This window comes from Brevundimonas sp. FV1ye29L (assembly GCF_058681095.1).
Genome location: NZ_CM178730.1, coordinates 875,182 through 892,703, shown reverse-complemented (window position 1 = coordinate 892,703; position 17,522 = coordinate 875,182). Strand labels below are relative to the sequence as shown.

Here is a 17,522-nt window from a genome sequence, read left to right as displayed (position 1 = left end):
CCTATGGGCGCGGGGCGGCTGTGTTCCCGGTCCAGTCCACCACCTGGGCATTGAGATCCGCCACGGCGGCATCGAAAGCAGCGACGATAGCGGATACGCGGTTTTCGGTTGCGGGCTGGACCACGGTGAAGGCGCGATCCTCGACCACCGAACGGTCCGGAAGGGCCGTCATCCGGCCGCGCGCCGTGATGACGACCTCGGGTATGGCGCCCGGCGCCGTGTAGCGCGCCTCGAAAGCCGTGATCTCAAGACCCAGGATCCGGTCCGCCGCGCCGACATCCCGGCCGCCGAGCAACCGGATGCGGCCTTGCCGCGCCGTGAAGGCGCCGCGCAGGCTGTCGTCCAGAAGGGTTTCGGCCGGAGAGATCCAGCGTGCGCCCTTGATGTAGGCCGCCTCGGTTCCGGTGACCCCGAGGATCCGGTCTCCGCGCGAGGCCTCCGGGAGGCTGATCCGGCGCAGGGCCACCGCCACAGGAGGCCCCGATGCCGGGACGGACATCCCGGCATCGGCGGGCGCAGTCCCGAACCGGTAGGTCTGGACGGGATCAGGGGTCGACAGCAGGGCGCAGCCGCCGAGCGCGAGGCTGACGACAAAGACAGCCGCCACGGCTTGGGCGGAACCGGGGAAACGACGGATCATGGCTGGACCTCCAGTTCACGGGACGGCGGACGGCCGATGAAATCGCGCGGGCTCGACCGGACGTCCTCGATCAGGCCCTGGAGCGAACGGGTCGCCTCGTTCAGCTCCTGGATGGTCTGGTTGAGCTGCGGCAGGCCGGTCGAGGCGAAGTCGCCGAGCGGCCGCTCAAGCCCGCTGACCGAGCGGTTCAGGGACGCAATGGTCGCCTGGGCTTCCTCCGTCGCCTTGTTGATATTGGCGATGGCCTGACGACCGTCGGTGTTGACCAGTCGACGGGCGTCGGCGCCGAGAGCCTCATACTCCACGACCGCCGCATTGGCGTTGGCGAGGGTCTCCTCAAGCTGTTGAAGCATGCCCTTGCGGGCCTCGAGCTCGGTCGTGACGGATTCGAAATTCTTCAGACTGGTCGAGAACGACCGGATGTTGTCGTCCGACATGACGCGGTTGATGCGGTTCAGGGCGTCCACGGTCTGGGCCAGGACGGTGCCGGAGCCGCTGAGCAGTTCGGCGATCGGCGAGGGCTGGCTCTGGATCACCGGCACGGCGCTGGCGGGGTACTGGGATTTCAGTAGGGCGGTGTCCGGATCGCCGGCGGTGATCTGGATGTAGTTCAGCCCTGTGATGCCCTGGGGCTCCAGCTGGGCGCGCGAGGTGACGCGCACAGGCGTGGTGCCGTTCAGCCGCACCCGGGCGATGACCTGATCACCCTTTTGCGGGTCGAGATTCAGGTCGGTGACCTCGCCGACGCGAATGCCGTTGAAGTGGACCTCGCCCCCCTCCGACAAGCCGCGCACAGGGCCGTAGAAGACGATGTCATAGACATCGTAGTCCTTGTTGAACTGCAGGCGGGCCAGCCAGATCGTGAACACCGCCAGCGCCAGCATGAGGGCGACGGTGGCGATGCCGACGGCGGCATAGTGGGCGTCTCGTTCCATCTGTCCGCCCTCCTAGGCGGCCTTGGTTGCAGCCCGGCCGCGGGGGCCGAGGAAATATTCGCGGATCCACGGATGATCGGAACGCTCGAGGTCCTGAACCGTGGCTTTCTCGACAACATGCTTGTCGGCCAGAACCGCGACCTTGTCGCAGATGGCGTAAAGACTATCGAGGTCGTGGGTGATCATGAAGACCGTCAGGCCCAGGTCGTCCGACAGGTCGCGGATCAGCTGATCGAAAGCCGCCGCCCCGATCGGGTCGAGGCCCGCCGTGGGTTCGTCAAGAAAGATGAGTTCCGGATCCAGCGCCAGGGCGCGGGCCAGTCCGACGCGTTTGCGCATTCCGCCCGAGAGTTCGGCCGGCTTCTGGTGGTGGCTCTCGGGCTTGAGGCCGACCATGGCGATCTTCATCTCGGCCAGTTCGCGGATGGTCTCGCGCGGCAGGCGTGTGTGCTCGACCAGGGGCGAGGCGACATTCTCCAGCACCGTCAGGGACGAGAACAGGGCGCCCTGCTGGAACAAGACGCCGGTGCGGCGTTCGATATCGGCGGCCTGTTCGGGCGTCAGATCGCCGGTATCGTGGCCGAACAGGCGGATCGTCCCGCCCTCGGGCTGTTTCAGACCGATAATCGAATTGAGCAGAACCGTCTTGCCGGTGCCCGAACCGCCCACCACTCCCAACACCTCGCCCCGCAGGACGTCGAGATCGAGGTCCTGATGGATGACCTGGTCTCCGAACTGGCTGAGCAGGCCCCGAACCTCGATGAGGACTTCAGCGGGCGGCGCCGGAGAGGCGGAAGCGGGCGCCGAGGCCGGCTTGCGTTTTCCCTTGACGGGCTGGACCGCTTTCACAGGTCCAGCTCCAGGAAAATCATGGCGAAGACGGCATCGAGGAAGATGATGGCGAAGATGGCCTGGACCACCGCGGCGGTCACCCGCCGGCCGAGGCTTTCGACATCGCCGGCGACCGACATGCCCTGGCGGCAGCCGATGGCGGCGATGACGACCGCAAAGACCGGCGCCTTGACCATGCCCACCATCAGGTGCGTGCCCATGTTGGGGTCCTCGCTGACCCGCTGCAGGAAGAAGGCGGGGCCGTAGGCCAGCTGGCTCCACGTCACCAGCATGCCGCCCAGAAAGCCGGCCAGCATGCCGATGAAGGTCAGCAGCGGCAGCATGACGACCATGGCCGCCAGTCGGGGAATGACCAGGGCCTGGAACGGATTGACGCCCATGACCTGCATGGCGTCCACCTCCTGGTTCATGCGCATTGACCCGATCTCGGCCGCAAAGGATGAGGCCGAGCGTCCCGCCAGCAGGATGGCGGTGATCAGCACCGCCAGCTCCCGCAGGGTCGCGACGGCCACCAGTTGCACGGTGAACACCCCGGCCCCGAACTGGGTCAGCAGATTGGCCCCGAGGAAGGCGATGACCGCGCCGATGAAGAAGTTGGTCACGGCCACGATCGGGATGGCGTCCAGTCCGGCGCGCTCGGCCTGACTGACCCATGCGGGCCACCGGATCGTCGAGGGCTTCCGCAGAGCCCCGCCGGCGGCCGTCATCAACCGCCCGAGGAAGGCCATCGACAGCACGATCTCGTGGCCGATATCGAAAACCCCCAGACCGATCTTGGCGAAGGCCCGGGTCAGGGCGTCGGGGCGTTTCGGCGGGGGGGCGCTGAGGCGCTCCAGGGTCTCGACCTTGGCGTAGATCCGTCCGGCTTCGGGGCGCGACGTCCAGGTATCCGCCGGCAAGGCCGAACTTGTCGCCTGGGCCAGGATCAGGGCGCCGGCCGTATCGAAACGGCCCAGCTCACTGACGTCGACCGCCGCGATCGATCGCCCACCGATACCGGTCTCGAGCTGGCGCACGGCCGCGCCGAGACCGGCGGTCGTCCAGTCGCCGGTCAGGCGCAGAACGGGGCCGCCCTCCCGGTCGTCGATCTGGAAATCCGCTGTCGTCATACGCCTCCAATAGCCGAGTTCGGGGCGATCGCCCACGTCCAACCGCTCTACGCAGACCAGAGCGACCCGGATCAACGCCGACGAACGGTCAAGGTTCGACGAGAGGCGACGATTCTGGTTGAATCATAGCCCTGGCCCGCTTCAGATCCGCGACAAAGGCCGCCTTTTCGCGCGCTCGCGCCTCGGGGTCCGGCAAACGAAGCAGATAGGCCGGATGCACCGTGATCACGGCCCGGGATCCATCCGCAAGCGGCAACGGTCGTCCGCGTTCCCGGGTCACGGCGACCTTGCGCGACAGAACGGAGAGCGCCGCTGTGGCGCCCAGGGCGACGATGACCCGCGGGCGGATTCGCGCCCGTTCGGCGTCCAGCCACCAGCGACAGGCCTGGACCTCGCCCGCCGTCGGCGTCTGGTGGATCCTGCGTTGGCCGCGGGCCTCGTGCTTGAAATGGCGAATGGCGTTGGTGACGAAGACGTCTGACCGGTCAATGCCGGCCTCGACCAGGGCGCCGTCCAGCATCTGACCGGCGGGGCCGACGAAGGGGCGACCGACGATATCCTCGTGATCGCCGGGCTGTTCGCCGACAATCATCAGGGAGGCATGTTCCGGCCCCTCGCCGCAGACGCCATGGGTGGCGTCGCGCCACAGCGGACATCGCCGGCACCCGTCCACCTGGTCGCGCAATTCCCCGGCAGTCACGGGCGCGGGGGCGGTCGCCGGCGTCGGGACCCGCGCCGCCGGCGCATGGGCGCGGGCCATGCGGGGGTTGGACGGCGTACTGTCTTTCACAGCCATGGCGACGGCGCGGTCCGCCGCCGCCGCGATCATGCCGGGGATCAGGGCCGCCTCGGGAAGGTTGGCCCAATAGCGTTTGGGCATCTCCGACGTCATCGCCTGAACCTTGAGACGGGCCGGGTTGAAGGTCGACGCGTAGTAGGTCTTCCAGAACCCCTCGACCTCGTCGTGCTGCGGCGCATCGTCCTGACGGGCGGGGGGACCGAAACGGAGCGCCTGGCCGTCCCAGAAGGCGGAACCGTCCGGGGTCAGGATCGACCAGCGCATGGTGGTGAACCGCGCGACGAAGAAGGGGGAGGTCCGCTCAAGCACCCGGTGTGCAGGCTCAAACCAGGCCACCCAGTTTTCCGGGTCATCGTCCACAGCCGCCTCGACGCGCCGAAAACGGACGAAGGCCTTCATCTTGTGCGATGCCCGGCTGACGTTCTTCGCCCGGCCCAGCGCATCCGCCACCCCGGGGTCGGAGACGATCCGCATCAGATCCGGCTCCTCACGCATGCGCCAGAGCAGGCGATACAGGAGATCAAACCGGTCTTCGGACCGATGCAGGACCACGCTTCGGGCGACCTCAACGAAGGCTCGCGACACCGCCAAGGGTGCATCCGCACTCGCAGCCCGGGCCGACGGCGCCGCCGCCGGGTCGAACAGACCCCCCTGGGTTTCGGAACCCGCAACGCGAAAGACCGCGTCCCGGGGGTGAACGTCAGACAGACGGAAGGCCCGGGCAGCCGCGCGCCATCCGTCGAAATCGGTCTGCGAGGCAAGGGTCGCCGTCGGCATCAGAACAGCGACAGTTGCGTCGGCTCCGGCGCGCGGACCAGCCGGCTCCTGAGATCGACGGCGTCGGTGAGGCCGCCCGGCGACCAGTCGAGCGCGGTGATGAAGGGGCGAACCTTGTCGATGCCGCGACACAGGCGGGCCACATCCTCGAGCCGGAGTTGGCGGTAGCGACGGACCTGAAGGATGCGATTGACCGACTTGACGCCGAGGCCGGGCGTGCGCAGCAAGGTCTCGCGATCAGCGCGGTTGACGTCGACCGGAAACCCGCCGCGATTGGCGAGGGCCCAGGCCAGTTTGGGATCGACGGCCAGATCCAGCATGCCGCCGGTGGCCGCGCCGGCGATCTCGGGCGCCGAGAAGCCGTAGAACCGCATCAGCCAGTCGGCCTGATAAAGCCGGTGCTCGCGCATCAACGGCGGCTTGATCAGCGGCAGGGCGGCGCTGGAATCCGGGATCGGGCTGAAGGCCGAATAATAGACGCGGCGCAGACCATAGCCTCCGTAAAGAGAGGCGCTGCGGTCCAGAATTTCGCTGTCGAGCGCTCCGTCCGCGCCGACGATCAACTGCGTACTCTGGCCCGCCGGGGCGAAGCGCGGCGGGCGGACCCGATCGGACTTCCGAGGTCTGGCCGCCTCCACCTTCAGCCGCACCTGGCCCATGGCCTTGCGGATGACGGCCGAGCTCTTCTGCGGGGCGAGCCGCGACAGGGCCTCGTCGCGCGGCAGTTCGATATTGGCCGACAGGCGGTCCGCATAGAGGCCGGCCTGCTCCACCAGAAGCGGATCGGCCTCAGGGATCAGCTTCAGGTGGATATAGCCGCGAAAATCGTGATCCTCCCGCAGGCTGCGGGCGACCCGGACAAGCGCCTCCATCGTGTAGTTGGAGGAGCGGATGATGCCCGATGACAGGAACAGACCCTCGATATAGTTCCGTCGATAGAAGTTCAGCGTCAGGTCGACGACCTCCTGAACCGAAAACCGCGCCCGCTCGACGTTCGACGACGCCCGGTTGATGCAATAGGCGCAGTCGTAGATGCAGAAGTTGGTCAACAGCACCTTCAACAGCGAGACGCAGCGACCGTCGGGAGTATAGGCGTGGCAGATGCCCATGCCCTCGGTCGAGCCGACGCCCTTGCCGCCCAACGAATTGCGCGCGCTTGTGCCTGACGAGGCGCAGGAGGCGTCGTATTTGGCGGCGTCGGCGAGCACCGCCAGCTTTCCGCGAAGATCCAGTTGAGCCATGTTCCCGTTATGTTCACTCAAACGGGAGAGGTCCAGCGTGGCCGGAAGAAAATCGTTGTTCAGCGCAGGTAGTTCAGCAGGGAGACTTCGCTGAGACGGCTGATGACCTGGGCCGAGGCCTGGATGGCGATCTCCGACAGTTTCAGGTCGGTGACAGCCTGGGCCAGATCGGCGTCGGTCCGCTTGCCGACAAGGGCGTCCAGGGCGTCGAACTGGGCGGTGTTGGAGGCGGTGATGGTCTCGACCTGTTTGGCCAGGGACCCGTTGTTGGCGACCACATTGACGACCTCGATCTTGGCGGCGTCGAGACGACCCAGTTGGGTGTTCAGAAACGTCTTCTGGGCTTCCGTGAGCCTTCCACTCAGGGGGCCGGTCGCCGGATCGTCATTGTAGGCCTGGATGTCGCGGAAAATCTGAAAGACCGTCGATCCCACGTCGTCGGCGAGAACGCCGGTCTGGATCGGCCCGGATTCCGAGAGCCGCGACATCGGCGCGAGCTGGTCATTGGCGAAAGTCGAGGCCACGTCAGGCGCAGCGGTCAGCGCCGCCAGGGTGCTCACCGACACCGGAGCCGTGTCCGTCCGGGAGCCGGCGAACAGATAGGCGCCCTGATGCCGGGCGTTCAGCGCGCCCTGGATAGCCTGGAACTGGTTGGCGATATCCTGAACCAGCGTCACGGAGGATTCGCTGGCGATGGCGTTGGCTACGGCTGTCCGCGCGTCTCCGACGGCGGCATCGACCTGGGTCAAGGCCAGATCCTGGGTCTCCAGCCGGGCGGTGACTCCCTCGCCGGCGGTAATGAAGCCCTGAATGCGCGCCTGGGCCGACTTGAAGGCGGTGAGGCTTTCCGATCCGCGGCCGAACCCGGCCAGGTCGGTGGCGTTTTTCTGCGTCGTGACCCGGTTCTGGGCGTCAGCCTGCTGGGTCTGGGCCGCCATCAGATTCAGCAGGGCCGACTGATAGCTGCCGGCGGTCGAGATGCGGGTCATCAGGTCATTCCCAGAAGGGTGTCGTACATTTCCTTGGCCGCCTGGATCATGCGCGCCGACGCATTGAACGCCTGCTGATAGGTGGTCATGGCAACCAGTTCCTCGTCCAGATTGACGCCTTCCTGGGCGCTCTGGCGAGCCCGGGCCTCGGTCTGGATGGCGGTGGCGCTTTCGGCCCGGGTTTTGGCGGCCGAGGCCCGGGCGCCGATGTCGCCGGACAGGTCCGAGGCATACCGGGCGATCGACATGAGGCCGCCGGCGGATCCGCCGCCGCCCTGGAAGTTCGCAGCATTCTGGCCCGCTGCCGCCAGACGTTCCGCGCCGCGTCCATCGCCCACGCCCAGGGCCGGCGTTCCGGCCGGCGCCGCGAGGTTCAACCGGGCCAGAGCCAGATGTTTCGGATTGGTCGTGATGTCGGACCTGACCGAGAAGCCGTCGGCGCGCGAGGCCCGGATCCCGGCCCCGATGCCGAAGAGTTCGCTGAGCGAGACGCCGGACGGCACCTGGGTGGTGTTGTCCTCGGTCACGGATACGGTCGCCGCCGGCTGGCTGTTGGCGGTGAAGGTCACGGCCCCGGTCGTCGCGTCCAGGGCGAAGACGCCATAGCGGCCAACACCGGTGATGGGGCTGTTCAGGGCGCCGAGCAATTCCGTCGCCGTGCCCGCGCCTCCCGGCACCGAAACGGTGACGTCCCGCAACCCCACGCCTTCGGCATCCGAAATGCGCAGCTTGATGGTCTCGCCGGCCGTGAACCCGTGGAGCGAGCTGGCGGTCAGCCCGACGTCATAGTTCGAGGTGCGATCGGTGACGATCAGGTCATTCAACCCGAAATAGTGTGAAAAGCCGCGCCCGGCCTTCGTGCCGGGGGTTGTGGCGTCATCGCCGATGGACACGCCGTTGGCGTTGCCGGTGGCGATGCTCAACCGGCCGTTCGTGAACGACGCGGTCGCCGCCCCGCCAAGCTGGGTATTCAGGGTCGACAGGAAGGTCGAGGGATCGGCTGCGACGCCGTTGATCGTCATGGTCGCGCCGGAGAAGACGATCTGTGCACTCGTGACGATCGCGCCGGTCGTCGGGTGGGTGACCGCGACGGTGGTCGTGCCATTGAAACCGGTCAGGGCCGTTTCCAGCGACTGGCCTACGTTGCGGCCTGTCAGGGTCGACGGGGCGGGAACCGCCGTATTGGCGTTGTGGGCGCGGTTGAGTTCGTCGGCCAGCCGCGTCATCAGCTCGCCGAGCCGCTCGGCGGCGGCCGGGGCCTCGACGTCGCGGAGTTCGATCAATCCCTTGATTTCGCCCGTCTTCAAGCCGTCGGTCAGGGACCGTTTCTGGCCGCCGGGCTCGGTGACCCAGACGTCGTCAAACGTGCTCTCGGCATTGACGGCGCCGGCCTGGCGATACTCCAGCGTCGCCGCGCCCGCCCCCGCCAGAAGCACCCCGGAACCGGTGCGGATCGACACCCCGCCGGGACCGCGCGGGGTGACGTTGATGTCCATGAGCGCGCCCAGCTGGCCGATCAAGGCGGCCTGGGTGGTCTCCACCCCGGTGGAATCGCCGCTGGTCGCGCGCGCCCGGGTGATCTCGACATTCAGCGCCTCGATCTGCTGCAGCAGATCGTTGGCCGACTGGACCGCCGTGCCAATGCGGCTGTCCGCGTCTTCGCGCACAGTCTGGATCTGGCCCGAAATACGCGAGGCTTCCTGGAAGACTGCCCCGGCCTTGTAGAGGGCCTCCTGACGAAGCGGCGACGACGAGGCGGCCTCCGAAAGGGCCGAAAAGGCGGTGAAGACCTCATCGATCCGCGAAAACAGACTGCTGTCGCCGCCCGGATCGCCGAACAGACTCTGGATCCGGTCGTAGAGTTCGTATTTCACGCCCTGGCGGCCGGCCTCGGCGCCGGCATCCAGACTTGCGGCGCGGAGGAACCGGTCGGTGGCCAGGCTGACCCGGCCGATATCGACGCCCGAGCCGATTCCCTGGGTGGTGTGGCTGACCTGTTCGGCGACCTTGCGGATATAGCCGGGCGTATTGACGTTGGCGACGTTGTCCGAAACCACGCGCAACTGCTGCTGCGCCGTCATCAACCCTGAATTGGCGATGTTGAAGATGGAGTTCAGCGACATGGGGCGCGCTCCTCATCCCCACGCGCCGCCGCCGGCTGGCCCGGCAAGACTTGCCCCCCCATTTGCGGTTTTTGCCCGGCCGTCTTCATACACCTTGCTGGCAAGGCGCTGAATTCAAAGGCTATCGCTGTGGCGGCTGCGTACATGCCGGATCACGGCGCAAGGGTCGGGCCAATCGAATGGCAGGCGCGGGGGGCGCATTGGAACCAAGGGTTCGCGCCCTGATCCCGCCGGGCAAAAAGATGGCGGCGGCACGGCAAAAAGCGCCTCCGCGCCTGACCCGCCGCCCATCGACGGATCATTTTTCATTCTTATTTTCATGCACTTAGGCTGGACTTCCCGGTTGGCCCGGCCCTTGCGACGAGGCCACCGAACCTTTTGGCGCAGCAGGCGCCGCCGAATATTCCGCCGGAACCGCCTGCGACATGACCGCCGTCTCCTCCCTTGCCGCGACTGCCGCCCTGCCTGTGTCCACAGGCGGGGTGGGCGGCGAAGCGACGGATGACGGGTCCTTCGCCGCCGTGCTGCAGCAGACTCGCGCGGTCGGGGAGGCCCAGCCCGACGGCGGGACGGCCAGAGCCCGGCCCGCGACGAAAGCACCGGCCAACGGAATTCCGACCGACAGGGCGCTGACCGACGGGGAGTCCGCCGAGGCGGCGCTGATCACGCCGGACGGACAGCCCCGGATCACCCTTCCGATGCCGGGCGCTGAAGAACCGACCCTGACGGGCGACGGGGCGGAGCGCGAAACGGCCGGGGAGCCAGACGTCGGGACGCCAGGCCGAGAGGAAAGCCCGGCAATGCTTCCGTCCATCTCCCAGGTCGCGGCGGTCCCTGCACCTGCGCCCGCAAGCCCCGCCGCCTCTGCGCCGGTCAATGAAACGCCCATCGTCGTTGCAGCGCCCGTCGCCGCAGAGACGCCTGTCGCCCGGGCCGCAGGGGTCGCCACAGACCCGGACCCTGAAGCCGTTCCCGCGTCTTCGCCTGTACCGGTTCCAGAAGCCCCTCCCGCGTCTTCGCCTGCACCGGTCACGACGGGACCGGCGATCGCCGCCGGGGCGGCCGATCGCGTGGCCGGGCCAGCGACGGCTGCCATTCAAACCGCCAGCCCCGCACCGGACGCCATGCCCGTCGAGGAGGGGCCATCCCCGTCGCCCGCCAGCGCCCCCGTCTCCGGGCAGGCGGCTGCAATCGCGCTCGCCGCCGTCGAAATCGCAACGGACGCCATCAAGGCGGGAGTTCCGACACCGGTCGCTGCCGCCATCGATGTCGCTGGCAAGCTCGCGGCAAATCTCCTGGCGCCGCCCGCAGGGCGCAAGGCCGGTCCGGAAGCGGCCCTGTCGAACGATCCTGCGGGCGCATCGACGTCGACTGCAGCGATAAAACCGGCCGTTCAGGCTTCGGTCTCGTCACCGCCGCCGACAGCCGCCCCGCCCCCCCCTTCTCCGCTTTCCGGCGCGGTCATCCGCGGAGAAACCCTTGCCGCGACCGGCTCCGGCCAGGTCGCCCCTGCGGATCCGGACGCCGGGTCTCCGGGCCTGTCGGCGCAGGTCGCCACGCAGATGGCCGCGCAATCCCAGGTCCCGGTCGCGGGCGCAGACGCCGCGAAGCCCGCTTCGCCCGCCTCGCCCATGCCAGATCTGACGCCCGGACCGAGCGAAATGGCGGACGCGCCCGAGGCGCTGTCGTCCCTGTCCCTGCAACCGGGCTCCACCGGCGGCCTGGTCTCTTCTGACGCTCCGACTGCCGCTCCGACGACCGGCCTGTCGTCCGTCGCGGTAGAGACCACGGCACAGCTGGCCGCCCAGATCGCGCGCCGGATTGAAGGCCGGTCGACCCGGTTTGAAATGGCTCTGACGCCCGACGACCTCGGTCGTGTCGACGTCAGTCTGGATATCGACGCTGACGGCGGCCTGACCGCGCGGCTGGCGTTCGACAACCCCCTGGCCGCCACCGAACTGCGGGGACGCGCCGACGAGTTGCGCCGCCAGTTGCAGGACGCCGGCTTCAACGTCGGCGCCGATTCCCTGAGCTTCTCGGAACGCGAGTCCGGTTCGTCCGGCGGGGGGTCGGACCGCCGTTTCGACCGCGACGCCGGCCGCGCCTTCGCGGGAGCCTCGCGCCTCATGGATGACCCGGGCATCGCCGATGCCGCACACGCCTGGATTCCACACTCACAGACGCCGCAAGGCGTTGATTTGAAAGTCTGACCCATGGTCGACGCCGTCTCCAACACCGCCGCTGCGACCAACACCAGCGCCGCGCGCGCGAGCCTGGGCTCGAATTTCGAAACCTTCCTGACGCTTCTGACCGCCCAGCTGAAAAACCAGGATCCGCTGTCGCCGCTGGATTCAAATGAGTTCACGGCCCAGCTGACGCAGATGACAGGGGTCGAGCAGCAGCTGCTGACCAATGACCTCCTGACCAGCCTGCTGGCGGCCCAGCAGAGCCAGGGCATGGGCGACGCCTCCAGCTATATCGGCAAGGATGTGACCGCCGTCTGGGCGGCGGACCGGCTGACCGATGGAAAGGCCAACTGGAGCTATGAACTCGGGGCGGCGGCCACCAAGGCCACGCTGCAGGTCGTGGACGGCTCCGGGAAGGTGGTCTGGACCGGCGATGCGCCGGAACTGGGCGAGGGCCAGCACGACTTCACCTGGGATGGCACGACCACCGCCGGAGGCAAGGCGGCCGACGGCGGCGTCTACAGCCTGAAGATCACCGCCGCCAACGCCGCCGGAACCGTGACCAGCCAGGTCCTGACCCAGGGCGAGGTGACCGGCGTCGAGCTCTATGACGGCCTCCCCTACCTGAATGTCGGCACCTCCATCGTCCCGCTGAGCGCCGTCATCGGCCTCAAACAGCACCTGAATTCCTGAACCCTTCCCCCTTCGTCGAGGACTGAAACATGAGCATCAACAGCGCCCTTCTCGCCGGCGTGTCCGGCCTGGCCGCCAACTCTGCGGCGATGGCGGCCATTTCCCAGAACATCGCCAATGTGAACACCGTCGGCTACAAGCGCGTGAGCGCCGAGTTCTCGACCCTGGTCAACAGCCAGGCCGGCAATGGCGGCTCTACCAGCGGGACGGGCTACTCCGCCGGCGGCGTCATCGCCTCGACCCGCAACTTCATCAGTCAACTGGGTCAGACGCAGCGCACGACCAACTCCACCGATCTGGCGATCGCCGGTCAGGGCTTCTTCGTCACCACGGAAAAGTCTGAAGGTCTGGATTCCGGCGACGCGCGGCTGTTCACCCGCGCCGGTGCGTTCCGGGTCGATGACCTTGGCTATCTGAAAAACACCGCGGGCCTGTACCTGCAAGGCTGGCCCGTCGACGCAGACGGCAACGTCTCCCTCGATCCGTCGGACCTGAACCGGCTTCGCTCGATCAACGTCGCCTCGGTGGGCGGCGCGGCCGAGGCGACCACCCGCGCCCAGTTGAACGCCAACCTCAAGTCCAGCCAGACGGTTTCGGTCGAGGCGGCAGCCGCCGGTACGGTTCCGGCCGGCGCCGGCGCCTATGATCCCGCCGCCAACTCCATGGCCCAGTACGACGCCGTCGCAGGCACCGGGGTGAAGCCCGATTTCAAGATGAACCTGCCGATCTCGGACTCCAAGGGCGGCCAGCGCAACCTGACGCTCAACCTGCTGAAGAGCTCCGTGCCGAACCAGTGGTACGCCGAGATCGTCTCGACGCCGGCCTCGGACGTTACGGCCGGCGCCCCGCTCGCCAACGGCCAGGTCAAGACCGGCATCATCGCCTTCACCCAGGACGGGCGTCTCGACGTGGCCGGCATGGCGGCCCTGGGCGCCAGCGCCCTGTTCACGGACGTCAATGACGCGACCCTGACCTTCGGCGCGTCCGATGCGGCGGCCCCGGGGGCCGGCGCGGCCAACTGGTCCGCCGGTCTGGGCATCGACGATCAGGTCATTACCCTGGACCTCAACGCCGCCGCCGGCGGTCTGACGCAGTATGACAGCGACTCCATCGTCCAGGCTGTGATCACCAATGGCACGCCCTTTGGCAGCCTGACCGGGGTAGAGATCGACGAGGAAGGCTTCGTCACCGCCAACTTCGACAACGGCGTCAGCCGCCGTATCGCCCAGGTGGCGATCGCCACCTTCCCCTCGACCGACAGCCTGACATCGGTGTCCGAGAACGCCTACCGGGTCAGCCGCGACTCCGGCACCTATAACCTCAAGGCGGCGGGGACCGGCGGCGCAGGTCTGATCGGGGCCTCGCAACTGGAGGCCTCCACTGTGGACCTGTCCGCCGAATTCACCGGCCTGATCACCACCCAGCGCGCCTATTCGGCCTCGTCAAAGATCATCACCACGGCCGACGAGATGCTGGCCGAACTGATTAACATAAAACGCTGATCGCCAATTAGTTAATCATTAGTAATCATGAATCGTCACTTCAGCATCCTTAGCCAAAGCTGTCAGGCGGCGGAGAAGTTTATCTTCTTCTTCACCACGACGCTTAAACGGCCTTTAGGCGCGACGGCCTATTGTTCACCAGACCAGTTTGGTGGGGAATGAGGCAAAAGCCCATGTTGCAAGATCGACGCCTGAACAGCAAAGGCGAACAATACGTGGTCGGACCGACAGGCACCCCGCTGACCCTGCGGGATCTTCCGCCGCCCAACACGGACCGCTGGGTCATCCGCCGCAAGGCGGAGGTCGTGGCGGCCGTCCGGGGCGGGCTCCTGAGCCTGGAAGACGCGCTTGAGAAATACCGTCTGACGGCCGAGGAGTTCCTCGCCTGGCAGAAGGCCATCGACAAATGGGGCATGCAGGGTCTGCGCACGACGCGGATCCAGACCTACCGCTCCTGAATCCCGGGCCCCGGGACGCAAAATGACGGCCCCGTCGCCAGGCGGGGCCGTTTTCAATTGCAGCGAAAGGCTCTCAGCCTGCGGTCGCGCGGTTGGCGCACAGGCCGGCGATTTCCCATCCGGCGACCAGCTGGAGGAGGTCCAGCAAATAGTTGTAGTCAGACTCCATCTGGTCGGCCGGCCAGGTGACCGGCGCAGAGTCCGGGCCTGCGGCAGCGGTCAATGTGGCGCCGGACGCCAGGGCGTCGAACCACCGGCGGTCCGTCCCCTCTTCAGGCTCCTCGTCCGGCTGGCCGCGAACGATGGTGAAGCGACCGCCCTCGATCGAACCGAAAGCGCCGCTCAGCCTCGTGTCCAGCGTCGTCGCCGGGTCAGGGGCGATCGACAGGGTAATGCGATCCACAGCCGGCCGGTGCGGTACAAATTCGGACACGATGGTCAGCACGACTTCCGGGGTTTCGGAGACACGCCATGTCAGCTCGCCCCGATAGCCGCGATCCGCGCCGCGCGAGGTGATCCGGCCGCGCCCCTGGCCGATCTCTCCATCCAGACCGCAGACCGGAATGGCCGCAGGCGACGCCGGAGCGGGCGTGACCGCGGGCCCCGGCGTCTGGGTCCGGATCATCACGCGCGGGCGCTCAGCCGCCGTCGATGTCGACGGGGCGATCAGGCCCGGAAAACCGGAAACCAGGGCGACCAGAGAAACGAACAGCCTGTTCGACAACAGGAATCCCACCTTGAAACACGAAACGCCGTCTGACCAGGCCGGCTGCAAATATCTGGCCGGGTCCGGCGGATTTGTCCATCAGACGTCGGCCCCTCGAAATCCCCCGACTCAACGCCTAGATTATGGCCATGACGCTTGTGGAGCCCCTCGCCTGCCCGATCCCGGACATCGCCCCGATGTCGTCGCCGGCCGACATGGACGCGGCGGTCGAGAGCGCGCGCCGGGCGGTCGGCCTGCCGGTCGGGTCGCGGGTGGTCGCGGCCATGTCGGGCGGGGTAGACTCCACCGTGGTTGCGGCCCTGCTGCACAAGGCCGGCTACGAGGTCGTCGGCGTGACGCTGCAGCTCTATGACCATGGTGCGGCGCTGAAGAAAAAGGGCGCCTGCTGCGCCGGTCAGGACATTCATGACGCCCGACTGGCCGCCGAGACCCTGGGCATTCCCCACTATGTGCTGGACTATGAAAGCCGGTTCCGGGATGCGGTGATCGACCAGTTCGCCGACGACTATCTGCGGGGCCGCACCCCGGTGCCCTGCATCCGCTGCAACCAGACGGTCAAGTTCCGCGACCTGCTGGATGTGGCCCGCGATCTGGGCGCCGCGGCCATGGCGACCGGGCACTATGTCCGTCGGGCGGTCGGCCCGACCGGCCGGCCGCAGATGAGAAAGGCGATCGATCCGTCGCGCGACCAGTCCTATTTCCTGTTCGCCACCACCCCGGACCAGCTCGACTATCTGCGCTTCCCGCTCGCGGATCTGGAGAAGCCCCAGGTGCGCGGCGTGGCCGCCGCCCTGGGTCTGAACATCGCCGCCAAGCCGGACAGCCAGGACATCTGTTTCGTGCCCTCGGGCGACTATCGCACCCTGATCGACCGGCTGCGGCCCGAAGGGCGGCAGGCGGGAAAGATCGTCCATACGGACGGGCGGGTTCTGGGCGACCACGACGGCATCACGGACTATACCATCGGCCAGCGCCGCGGGCTCAACGTCGCCGTGGGCGAGCCCCTGTTCGTCACGAAGCTGGAGCCCGAGACGCGCCGCGTCGTGGTCGGCCCGCGCGAGGCCTTGCTGACCGCGTCCCTGACGCTGGGCGAAACCAACTGGCTGGGCGACCAGCCGACCCTTGAGGACGCCGCCCGCGAAGGCGCGGCGGTGCTGGCCCGTGTGCGCTCGACCCGCCCGCCCTCCCCGGCCCGACTGACCCTCGAGGGCGACGTGGTCGGGGTGACGTTCCAGATCGGCGAGGAAGGCGTGGCGCCGGGTCAGGCCTGCGCCCTTTATGACCCCGCCGACCCCGACCGCCTGCTGGGCGGGGGCTTCATCACGGGCACCACCGCCGTTGCCTGAGACGCCTGTGGCCGACCCAGGCGGCGATCCGCTGCACCTGCATACGCGGGGCGGCCTGCCGGACGACATGCGGGTGCTTCTGGCCGACTACCCCCGGGCGCGCTGGGGCGAGCCGGGCCTGGCGGGGATGGCTCGCTTCTGGCTGGACATCCACGACGACTTCCGGCGCCACCATGCGCATATGGCGGCTGTCGCCGACCATTCGCGCGGGGATCAGACGGACCTGCGCGACCTGCATGGCCGGCTGATCCCCACGGTGCAGCAGTTCCTGCAGCATCTGGACGCCCACCACAGGATCGAGAGCGGTCAGTATTTCCCGGTCTTCCGCCGGGTCGAGCCCCGTATCGCCCATGGGGTGGACCTGCTCGACCGCGACCATGATGTCGTTCATGAGGACATCGACCGGCTGTTCAAGGCCGCCGTCGCCTTCCATCAGGGGATTCAGACCGGTGCGGCGGACACCCGCGACAGGGCGATGATGCTGGCGGACGTCATCGGGACTGCAGGTCCGCGGCTCCGGCGCCACCTCGACGACGAGGAGGAGATCGTCATCCCCCTTATCGCCACGCGAGGCGACGAGCTCGGCTGAGAGGCGACTGTCGGGCGCGACGACGCTGCCTTCAGGCCGCCTCGTCCTTGGGCATCACTTCACCCACGGTCGGGCAGTCGGCGGTGCGACGGGTCTCGATATCGCGCCGTTTGACGATCTCGCCGCAGCAGGAACAGGCCAGACGCGGTGAAAGCTCGGCTCCGCAGGTCGTGTGGCGGAAGCTGACGCCCGGGTCGACGTCGCAATACAGATGCTTCGATCCCCATCCATGCAGGGTGAGCAGCACGTCCGACAGGTCGCGCCCCTTCTGCGTCAGGACATACTCATTGCGCGGCGGACGTTCCGAGTACAGGCGCGGCTCCAGCACCCCGTGCTGGACCAGGCTTTTCAGCCGCGAGGCCAGGACGTTGCGGGCTACGCCCAGTTGCTCCTGCCACTGCTCGAAGCGGGTCGTTCCATTGAAGGCGTCGCGGATGACGAGCAGGGTCCACGGATCGCCGATGACCTCCAGGGTCGCGGCGATGGAACAGCTCTGTTTGGAATAGTCAGCGGTGCGGCCCATTCCGGGAAAGTGACCCGGCGTCAGGCTTTTGGC

The 17,522-nt window shown here is 67.6% G+C and carries 16 protein-coding genes; 6 read left to right on the top strand and 10 right to left on the bottom strand.

Going from position 1 to position 17,522, the window contains the following annotated elements; genetic code table 11:
• Window position 1: 1 nt before the first annotated feature.
• The 8 genes from ACW17W_RS04415 to flgK form a co-directional block, all read right to left on the bottom strand.
• Complete coding sequence (locus tag ACW17W_RS04415; protein WP_492079527.1) at window positions 2-640, bottom strand: ABC-type transport auxiliary lipoprotein family protein; 639 nt, start codon at window positions 638-640, stop codon at window positions 2-4.
• Window positions 637-1,575 (bottom strand): MlaD family protein, encoded by a 939-nt coding sequence (locus ACW17W_RS04410; protein WP_492079526.1) that lies wholly within the window; start codon window positions 1,573-1,575, stop codon window positions 637-639. Before ACW17W_RS04410 ends, ACW17W_RS04415 begins: the two co-directional genes overlap by 4 nt.
• 12 nt (window positions 1,576-1,587) lie before the next feature.
• The gene (locus tag ACW17W_RS04405) at window positions 1,588-2,337 is read right to left on the bottom strand and encodes an ABC transporter ATP-binding protein (protein ID WP_492080257.1); all 750 of its coding nucleotides are present in this window, start codon (window positions 2,335-2,337) and stop codon (window positions 1,588-1,590) included.
• 83 nt (window positions 2,338-2,420) lie between these two features.
• On the bottom strand, window positions 2,421-3,536 hold the full coding sequence (locus ACW17W_RS04400) for an ABC transporter permease (protein WP_492079525.1): 1,116 nt from the start codon (window positions 3,534-3,536) through the stop codon (window positions 2,421-2,423).
• Window positions 3,537-3,624: 88 nt separating this feature from the next.
• Complete coding sequence (locus ACW17W_RS04395; RefSeq protein ID WP_492079524.1) at window positions 3,625-5,112, bottom strand: UdgX family uracil-DNA binding protein; 1,488 nt, start codon at window positions 5,110-5,112, stop codon at window positions 3,625-3,627.
• A complete protein-coding gene (locus tag ACW17W_RS04390) occupies window positions 5,112-6,353 on the bottom strand; it encodes a putative DNA modification/repair radical SAM protein (RefSeq protein ID WP_492079523.1) in 1,242 nt (413 codons plus the stop codon). Before ACW17W_RS04390 ends, ACW17W_RS04395 begins: the two co-directional genes overlap by 1 nt.
• 59 nt (window positions 6,354-6,412) lie before the next feature.
• Entirely contained in the window at window positions 6,413-7,342 is a 930-nt protein-coding gene (locus tag ACW17W_RS04385) for a flagellin (protein WP_492079522.1), read from the bottom strand.
• On the bottom strand, window positions 7,342-9,465 hold the full coding sequence (flgK, locus tag ACW17W_RS04380; RefSeq protein WP_492079521.1) for a flagellar hook-associated protein FlgK: 2,124 nt from the start codon (window positions 9,463-9,465) through the stop codon (window positions 7,342-7,344). The genes ACW17W_RS04385 and flgK overlap by 1 nt, the downstream gene beginning before the upstream one ends.
• 425 nt (window positions 9,466-9,890) lie before the next feature.
• On the opposite strand from flgK, the gene ACW17W_RS04375 reads away from it, so the two are divergent.
• The 4 genes from ACW17W_RS04375 (at window position 9,891) to sciP (ending at window position 14,304) form a co-directional block, all read left to right on the top strand.
• Window positions 9,891-11,675: a flagellar hook-length control protein FliK gene (locus tag ACW17W_RS04375; RefSeq protein WP_492079520.1), complete on the top strand. Its 1,785-nt coding sequence runs from the start codon at window positions 9,891-9,893 to the stop codon at window positions 11,673-11,675.
• Window positions 11,676-11,678: 3 nt separating this feature from the next.
• Entirely contained in the window at window positions 11,679-12,344 is a 666-nt protein-coding gene (locus ACW17W_RS04370; RefSeq protein ID WP_492079519.1) for a flagellar hook assembly protein FlgD, read from the top strand.
• A gap of 29 nt (window positions 12,345-12,373) precedes the next feature.
• Entirely contained in the window at window positions 12,374-13,846 is a 1,473-nt protein-coding gene (flgE, locus tag ACW17W_RS04365; RefSeq protein WP_492079518.1) for a flagellar hook protein FlgE, read from the top strand.
• Between the two features lie 173 nt (window positions 13,847-14,019).
• Window positions 14,020-14,304 (top strand): CtrA inhibitor SciP, encoded by a 285-nt coding sequence (gene sciP, locus ACW17W_RS04360; protein ID WP_492079517.1) that lies wholly within the window; start codon window positions 14,020-14,022, stop codon window positions 14,302-14,304.
• Window positions 14,305-14,377: 73 nt separating this feature from the next.
• On the opposite strand, the gene ACW17W_RS04355 is transcribed toward sciP, so the two are convergent.
• Window positions 14,378-15,028: a hypothetical protein gene (locus ACW17W_RS04355; protein WP_492079516.1), complete on the bottom strand. Its 651-nt coding sequence runs from the start codon at window positions 15,026-15,028 to the stop codon at window positions 14,378-14,380.
• Window positions 15,029-15,159: 131 nt separating this feature from the next.
• Here ACW17W_RS04355 and mnmA point away from each other — a divergent pair, with 131 nt between their 5' ends.
• Together mnmA and ACW17W_RS04345 are read left to right on the top strand one after the other, a co-directional pair.
• Entirely contained in the window at window positions 15,160-16,377 is a 1,218-nt protein-coding gene (gene mnmA / locus ACW17W_RS04350) for a tRNA 2-thiouridine(34) synthase MnmA (RefSeq protein WP_492080256.1), read from the top strand.
• 7 nt (window positions 16,378-16,384) lie between these two features.
• The gene (locus ACW17W_RS04345) at window positions 16,385-16,966 is read left to right on the top strand and encodes a hemerythrin domain-containing protein (RefSeq protein ID WP_492079515.1); all 582 of its coding nucleotides are present in this window, start codon (window positions 16,385-16,387) and stop codon (window positions 16,964-16,966) included.
• A 31-nt stretch (window positions 16,967-16,997) separates the two neighbouring features.
• On the opposite strand, the gene ACW17W_RS04340 is transcribed toward ACW17W_RS04345, so the two are convergent.
• Window positions 16,998-17,489: a winged helix-turn-helix transcriptional regulator gene (locus ACW17W_RS04340; RefSeq protein WP_492079514.1), complete on the bottom strand. Its 492-nt coding sequence runs from the start codon at window positions 17,487-17,489 to the stop codon at window positions 16,998-17,000.
• Window positions 17,490-17,522: the final 33 nt, after the last annotated feature.